The sequence below is a fragment of the uncultured Acetobacterium sp. genome, from assembly GCF_927416815.1.
GTDB lineage: Bacteria > Bacillota > Clostridia > Eubacteriales > Eubacteriaceae > Acetobacterium.
Genome location: NZ_CAKMJU010000071.1, coordinates 1 through 7,742 on the forward strand (window position 1 = coordinate 1; position 7,742 = coordinate 7,742).

Sequence of the window (7,742 nt, forward strand, 5' to 3'; positions counted from 1 at the left end):
GGGGTCTGCAGGCCGCAAAAATACAGCATTCCCCGTTTTTTTTCTGTCACTACCTTCTCTCATTCACTGAGGTTTTCCGGCAACCCTGAGAAGCGCCACCACGAAATTTATCAGATCTTCGGGATTGTCGATCTGGTTAAACGCCGGAAAACCTCAGTGAATGAGAGAAGGTAGTGACAGAAAAAAAACGGGGAATGCTGTATTTTTGCGGCCTGCAGACCCCGTTACTCGAAATCCGGGATAAGATATAGGCACCCAGGCCGACCCCGGAAAGAAAATGCTCGTAAATTGTATCAGGGATTTTAATTTCGTCGAAGGTGGAATCGGAAAGATCCACCATCAGTATTTTTCCGCAATAACCTTTCAAAAAAATTACCTCTCATCCTCCAGCAAGGGGGAGTATAAAACTGATCACATCTCCATCTTTTAACTGGGTACTTAATTTCACCCGTTGGTAGTTGACGTGGCAAATCACCAGGGGCTGTAACAACAGGGGAATTTTGAGCCGGCGGTAAACAGTCGCCAGCCGGGCTCCTGGGGGCAGCACCATCATGCCATCCTCATCCAGAACGGAGAGGTTGGCAAATGGTGGCGGATAGACCTGAATTTTCATCAGACCGTGGAAGCTGTTTTGGGACAAAGCTTAATCAGGATCTCAGAGCATTCCTGAATATTCATAATCCGGGGAACCGGGTAGGTTGGATTTCCTTCTTTGAGAATTCGTTTCGTCAGCTCGGGAATGTCTTTTTCTTTCAGGGCATAAATCGTGGTAGGAATGCCCATACTGGTATTCATTGCTTTTATTTTTTCAATCAAGAGATCAGCCAGTGTTTCATCGTCATTCATGGCTTGTCCCAGACCGGCATAGAAAGCCAGTTCAGCCAGTTTTTTTGCGGCGGACTGTTTTGAAAATTCAAGAATATAAGGCAGAATAATGGCATTGGCCAAACCGTGGGGAACACCGTAAAAGCCGCCCATGGCGTGGGCGATGGCATGGACATAGCCAACATAGGCACGGGTGAAGGCCAGTCCGGCATCAAAGGAAGCCTGAGCCATTTTTAGCCGCAGCTCCAGATCATCGCCATGGTGATAGGTGTTTTCCAGGTTGTTAATGATAATTTCAGTGGCATTCAAGGCTTTTTCTTTGACAAAGCTGGTGTCGTATTTTCCGATATAGGCTTCCACCGCATGGGTCAGGGCATCCATCCCGGTGGTGGCAGTCAGCGAAGGTGGCAGTCCCACCGTCAGCTCCGGATCAAACACCGTTGCCAGAGGCACCAGTTTGGGATCATTGATGGCAAACTTTTCATGGTTTTTAACATCGGTGATCACAGCACAGATGGTTGCCTCGGAACCGGCTCCTGAGGTCGTCGGGATGGCAAAAAATGGCGGCAGCCTATGGGTCAGTTTAAAAAGCCCGCGCATTTTTTCGATGCTTTTGCGATTGGTGACCTTGGCTGCTATGATTTTGCCGCAATCAATTGAAGAGCCACCGCCAAAGGCCACTACCCCCTGGCAATTGCTGCTGTAATACAGGGCTAGCCCATCTTCGACATTTTCAAAGGTGGGGTTGGGTTGAACCTTGTCAAACACAATCGCATCGATGCCGTTAGTTTCCAGGGCGCATAAAAAAGAATCCAGTAAGCCCATTGAATAAAGCGGTTTGTCGGTCACTACCAGAACTTTGGTGACCCCTGAAATGGTGATGATTTCGGGAAAGCGCCGTACCATCCCAGCGCCCTGAAGAACTGGGGGAATCGGCAACGGCAACACCTGGGCGACTTGCTTCATCACAAACTGGGAACTACGGTAAGGAAAATTTTGAAAGCTCTTAAGTACACGTTGCATGACGTAACCTCCATTTTGCATTACAATCATTGCACTGGTAAAATAATTTAGGATCCATAAGATTACCTCTTTTCGAATTCATTTGGATTAGATATAACTATTGATTAACGCCTGGACATCGCTTTGATTAATCTGTTTATCAACTAGCGGAACCTTATCAAACAGTTCCGGGTGTTTAGCAGCGTAGGTTGGCGCCTGTTCCCGATAGAGGATACCGATTGGGATGGTGTCGCCAAATTCCATCGCTTTTTCAAGCGCTGCCAGTTTATTGGTGGTGTCATAGCCTTCGTCAAGCGGCTTAACCCGTTTTTTGTAGTAGGCAAAGGTGTTGGTCTTGTTAAAGCTGACGCAGGGCTGGAGGATATCGACCAGGGCGTAACCGGGATGCTGAATGGCGGCTGTCATCATCTCGGCCAGATGTTTCTTGTCGCCAGAAAAAGAACGCGCCACAAAGGTAGCCCCGGCGGCAATCGCAATCAGCAGCGGATTGAAGCTTGCCCCCAGATTACAGGGGTTGCTGTTATCGGTGAGGTCGCAGCGATTCGAGGTAGGCGAGGGTTGCCCCTTAGTCAGACCATAGATCTGATTGTCGTGAACAAAATGGGTGATGTCAACGTTGCGACGGATATTGTGGAGAAAGTGATTGCCCCCTTCGCCATAGGAATCGCCATCGCCGGTATTGACAATCACGGTCAGGTCATCGTTGGCGATTTTAATGGCGACTGCTGCTGGCAGGGATCGGCCATGGAGACCGCTAAAGCCATTGGCGGTGATGTATTGGTTTGTTTTGGCGGCCTGGCCAATACCACCGACCAGGACAACCTGATGAGGTGGTCTTTCCAGCTGGTTTAAAACACCGGTCAGGGTTTCGATTATAGCGAAATTACCGCAACCTGGGCACCAGGCTGTTTCATAGTTAGTGAATGCTGGTTTGCTCATATCAGAAACCTCCCTTAAAATTTTTAATGCCGGTTAAAATATCGTCGACCGATAATTGGCGGCCATCATATTTGAGAATACTGTGTTCGCAGCTGATCAGGGTTTCTTCCCGGATCAGTGAAGCGAGCTGGCCGGTGGCATTTTGTTCGACGTTGATTATTTCCATTACCTGATCACAAAAATGCCGCAGTCGTTCGGTCGGCAGCGGGCAAATATCTCCGAAAAGCAGGGCGCCGTAGTTTTTTTCTTCCTGATTGAGGATGTCGACGGCTTCTTTAATCGCGCCACTGGTGGAACCAAAGCCGACTAATAGTGATTGACATTGCTGCGCCCCCCAAAACTCTGGTTCGATCAGTTCTTTTTTTAATCCTTCCAGCTTGTGCATCCGTTTTTGCACCATCTGATTGCGGACGGTAGCAGATTCGGTAATCTGACCCGATTCATCATGCTCATCGCTATCGACCCGCACCAGGGCTTCTGATTTTCCTGGGATGGCTAGCGGTGAAATGCCGTTTTCGGTCAGGGCGTAGCGTTTATAGGGGTGATCTGGGGTCGGAACCGGAGCTTCTGGTTCGTCGTAACGGACAATTTCACTGGCGTTAAGAATCGGGATGGTGGTGGTCGAATCAGCCAGGTATTGATCGCTTAAGAGAATCACCGGAATTTGATATTTTTTTGCCAGCGCCAGGCTCCGAGCGGTCTGGTAGAAGCAATCAGTATGATCGCGCAAGGCGATAACCATCCGCGGGAATTCCCCCTGGGAGGCCGAGATGACAAATTTTAGATCGCTTTGTTCGGTTCGCGTCGGAAAGCCAGTAGCCGGTCCGGGACGTTGGACGTCTACCGCCACCAGCGGAATTTCGGCGATGCCAGAAAAGCCCAAGGCTTCGACCATCAGTGAAAAGCCACCACCAGAGGTGCCAGTCATCGCAGTGGCTCCGGCGTAAGAGGCACCGATAGCCATGTTGATGGCGGCAATTTCGTCCTCGGCCTGTTCGACAGCGATCGCCATGGTGCTGCTATGCGCATTAAAGAAGTCTAATAGGCTGGTTGATGGGGACATCGGGTAGGCCGAATAAAAACGCAGTCCAGCCGCGACAGCGCCTAAGCCAATCGCGTTATTTCCCGATAACATCAGGTCTTCCGAGGTTTCGATCAGTGGCAAATCATAATGCGATTCCAGTAAATCGTAGCCCTTGTTGATGGCGCTTAAGTTGATCTCGACCAGATCAGCCCGGAGGTTTGACTTAATAATTGCAGCGGCATGATCAAGAGGGATATTAAAGAGCTTAAGCAAGGCTCCGGTGGCCACGCTGTTGATCACTTTGGGATTTCCAAGATCGGTGGCGATCTTTTTAAAGGGTAATTTAATCGCCCGGAAATCGTCAATCGCTAAGGCCTTGTCACATAAAATAAAACCATCATAAGAAAGCCGGGGCTGGTGTTCCTGATAGCTTTTTTCATCAACGGTAAAGATTCCGTCGAGGGTATCCCGGTGGGCATGCAGCGGTTGGTCGCCAAAGCGGATCTGGGTAAAATTATGGCCACCTCTTACCCGCGACATAAAATCACGGATCGTAAAAAGATGACAACCCGATTGTTTCAGCATTTTTTCTAGAAGACCGGCCATTGTTTCAATGCCATCTCCGGCGGCTCCGCCTAAAAGTATATTATACAAACTGAACCCTCCATTCAAAATAAGATAGCCAAGGATAATCATGGCTTAGTTGTTATTTACCCAATTAATGGCATTTTCATCTTTCTTAAAGGATTTATTTTTTCTTGTCAATTATAAATTAATAGGCTATAATAATGAAGTCGTGCTAGACGGAGAGTTAGCGGTGCTTTGTAACCTGCAACCCGCTGTAGCAGGGTTGAATTCCCCATCGAGGCGCCAAGGTTTGAGGTCTGCCAGAGGAAAGTAGCGTTGAGAGTTGGACCCTTCGCAATAGAAACTTATGAACCCCGTCAGGTCAGGAATGAAGCAGCGGTAAGTAAGACCTTCTATGTGCCGGAGGATCATCTGATTTGAGCTAACTGCCTGTGTAACGCTTGGAAGTTGGTAGTCGAAGTGGGGTGCACGACAAAAAAAGTCTATTGAATGCCAGACCGAGTCTGGTATCCGATAGACTTTTTACGTTGCTGCAAAATTAGGATACTTAATGGTCATCATGGAATAAAAATTAGCGATGACCTGTCATTCAATAATTATTCTTGCTATAATGAAAAACGAAAGCGTTGATGTGTGTGACTTCCGATAGACGGACAGAATAATTTAAAGAATGTGAGGAAAAAACCGATGCGATTTTTTCAAGTCAAGCCAGCAATTTATTATGGGGAAGGTGCCCTGAAACAAATAGAGAAACATAATTTTAAAAATGTCTGTATTGCCACCGACCAGGGGATGGTCAAGTTTGGTCTGTTAAAAAAATTAACCGATGAACTGGACGTTAAAGGCATTAGCTACCACGTTTTTGCCGATATTGAATCCGATCCCTCGACTGAAATTGTCGAAAAAGGACTGATGCATATTATTATGAACAAGCCCGATGCCCTGATTGCCCTCGGTGGCGGATCAGTTATTGATGCCGCCAAGGCGATAATTTTTTATTGCGTGAATTTCAAACGGATCTTTTTTGAAGATCGCTATGTTCATAAACCGACCTTTATCGCCATCCCGACGACCGCCGGAACTGGTTCTGAGGTAACCGAATACGCTGTCATTACCGATAAACAGAAAAACACTAAAATTCCTCTAACTGATATTTTAATGATGCCCGACGAGGCGATTCTTGATCCTAGTCTCATTGAAAGTGTCCCAGCCGGTGCGACGGCAGCCACCGGAATGGATGTGATGACCCATGCCATTGAAGCCTTTATTTCCACCAATAACAATCCCTTTGCCCGCTGTTATGCCAATAAGGCGGTGGAACTGGTCTTCCGTAGTCTCTACCCGAGTTATCTCAATGGCTCCGATCTAGAAGCCAAAGGCAGTATGCAGATTGCCTCCTGTATGGCCGGGATCGCCTTTAACAGTGCCGGTCTGGGCATCACCCACAGTATTGCCCATGCTTTTGGGGCGATTTTTCATCTGCCCCACGGCCTCGCCAATGCGATTGTCCTGCCCTATGTGATCAAATTTAACGGTCAGGACGAATGGGTGCAGCATCAGTATGCCCGGTTGTTAAGCGGTTCCGGGATTCTAAACGTCTCTGGCGATGCCACCGAAACCCTGTATAACAGCGTAGTGGCACTCAGTGCGTCACTAAATATCCCGGTTTCGCTTAAGGCTTCAGGCGTATCCGAAGCCGACTACCTCAGTGCCCGGCAAGAAATGCTAGATAAGGCGATGGCGGATATCTGCACCACCACCAATCCGGTGACCGTGACCAGAGAAACCATGCAAGGCGTGATGGATCAGGCTTATTACGGTAGCTAAGATAATTGTCTCAACTTTCCCAGCTTAATTCACTAAACAAAGCCTTTATAAAAGAGGCCTGAGAGTCAATCCATTGCTGGAGTTGATTTTTTAACAGTGTAGACTTTCTAGAGCCTACCAAATTTAATTGTTCAACAAATAAGCTCATCAAACTTTGAAGAGCGGTTGAGAGTGACATATCCTGGATGTCGTCACAAAGCCTGAAGAATAATTCGCACAAGGTTTTATCATCATTTTCGCTTCGGCGAAGCCATTCCAGCAGGATGTATCGGGTAAAAACAATGGTTGTGTGGCTGATCATCATATCATAGCTTCGCCCCTGAAATTCGGTACCAAGCTTCATGAGTGACTTAGTGGATTTGAAGAAAACTTCTATGCTCCACCGATTCCCATAAATGCGGATGATTTCTTCATCAGACAAGGATAAATCGGTACTGAGTACTGTCAGCCAATCACTTTTTTTATTACGGTTTCTAACAAAAACAAGTTTAACCGGGATCCCGTTTTTCGTTTTTACAATGATGGATCCAAACTGGTTTCCGGGCGTATGTTTCGGTAAGACTTTTCGCAACTCCGAAAGGCTATAAAAACCTTCTTTGTAGTGATAACGTTGTTTCAACTGCTTAACCATCCCAATCACATCCAGTCCCTCATCCAGAATGGCCCGAATCATGGGTTCGTGGGTAAACCAGGTATCCATTAAAACATAATCTGCCTGAATACCTTGCTTTAGCGCATTTCTGATCATTTGAACAGCGACATCGGTTTTCTTTTTGATGGCTTCGCTTCGGCGTTTGTAACCACTGGTGCGTTTGTCAATTGATTCTGAAACTTCTTGTATCCGATTTTTTTTGCTGGCCGATGACATCATCGCAAAATCGGTTGGTACAAAACTATAACCATCGGTCCAGCCAAGCGCCAGCATGGTAAAACCTTTGATGAAGCGATGGTCGGCGTGATCATAGAGATTGGCCAGCAATTCCACATGCTTGCTCCGGTTCCGGCTGATAACCGAATCATCCAGAACAAAAGCCTTGACGCGATCCGGACGAGTCAACCGGCTGAATGACGTAATGACTTTAGCTGACAGCGATGTCAGAAACCGCCGCCAGTTGTAAGTTGAGGTATTCAAAAAACGATAGTAAGTATTTTTGGATGCCGCTGTTTCCTGATATTTTGAATCCAGATAGCGATACAGATTTTTTCCCTGAAACGCAAGGAGTAACAGCAATTCGAAAACTTGAGCAACTTTTATGCCCTGTGCTTTACGGATTCCTGAATCTCTGAGTAATCCTGCCAGTTTCAATGCCTTAAAAGCTTTTAAAAATGCAATTTTTGTCTGTTCAGATGGGTTGTTTTGGTTTATCATAGTGGTATGCACCTTTCCTGTCTGATTTTTGTTTGGTTTGCATCTACATTATATCAGACGTTGGGTGCATTTTTCTGTCAACTTCTATATTTTTAGAAGTTTAAATGGCTATGTGTAATGGCTCAGCTGTATTTTTGAGCTGGGAAA

6 protein-coding genes and 1 other RNA gene are annotated in these 7,742 nt (G+C 46.8%); 2 read left to right on the top strand and 5 right to left on the bottom strand.

Going from position 1 to position 7,742, the window contains the following annotated elements:
- Positions 1-379: 379 nt before the first annotated feature.
- The 4 genes from QZ998_RS10885 to QZ998_RS10900 all read right to left on the bottom strand — a co-directional run bounded on the left by QZ998_RS10885 (position 380) and on the right by QZ998_RS10900 (position 4,465).
- Positions 380-640 carry a MoaD/ThiS family protein gene (locus tag QZ998_RS10885; RefSeq protein WP_296560532.1) on the bottom strand — a complete coding sequence of 87 codons (261 nt, stop codon included), beginning with the start codon at positions 638-640 and terminating at the stop codon, positions 380-382.
- Positions 613-1,848 (bottom strand): iron-containing alcohol dehydrogenase, encoded by a 1,236-nt coding sequence (locus tag QZ998_RS10890; protein ID WP_296560534.1) that lies wholly within the window; start codon positions 1,846-1,848, stop codon positions 613-615. The genes QZ998_RS10885 and QZ998_RS10890 overlap by 28 nt, the downstream gene beginning before the upstream one ends.
- A gap of 87 nt (positions 1,849-1,935) precedes the next feature.
- The gene (locus QZ998_RS10895) at positions 1,936-2,787 is read right to left on the bottom strand and encodes a 2-oxoacid:ferredoxin oxidoreductase subunit beta (RefSeq protein ID WP_296560535.1); all 852 of its coding nucleotides are present in this window, start codon (positions 2,785-2,787) and stop codon (positions 1,936-1,938) included.
- Between the two features lies 1 nt (position 2,788).
- Positions 2,789-4,465, bottom strand: a complete 1,677-nt coding sequence (locus QZ998_RS10900; RefSeq protein WP_296560537.1) for a 2-oxoacid:acceptor oxidoreductase subunit alpha — start codon at positions 4,463-4,465, stop codon at positions 2,789-2,791.
- Positions 4,466-4,605: 140 nt separating this feature from the next.
- Here QZ998_RS10900 and ffs point away from each other — a divergent pair.
- Both ffs and QZ998_RS10910 read left to right on the top strand, forming a co-directional pair.
- Positions 4,606-4,871, top strand: an RNA gene (gene ffs, locus QZ998_RS10905) — signal recognition particle sRNA large type.
- Positions 4,872-5,086: 215 nt separating this feature from the next.
- On the top strand, positions 5,087-6,226 hold the full coding sequence (locus tag QZ998_RS10910) for a 1-propanol dehydrogenase PduQ (protein WP_296560538.1): 1,140 nt from the start codon (positions 5,087-5,089) through the stop codon (positions 6,224-6,226).
- 10 nt (positions 6,227-6,236) lie between these two features.
- Here QZ998_RS10910 and QZ998_RS10915 read toward each other — a convergent pair whose 3' ends face one another.
- A complete protein-coding gene (locus QZ998_RS10915; RefSeq protein WP_296560539.1) occupies positions 6,237-7,595 on the bottom strand; it encodes a transposase in 1,359 nt (452 codons plus the stop codon).
- Positions 7,596-7,742 lie beyond the last annotated feature (147 nt).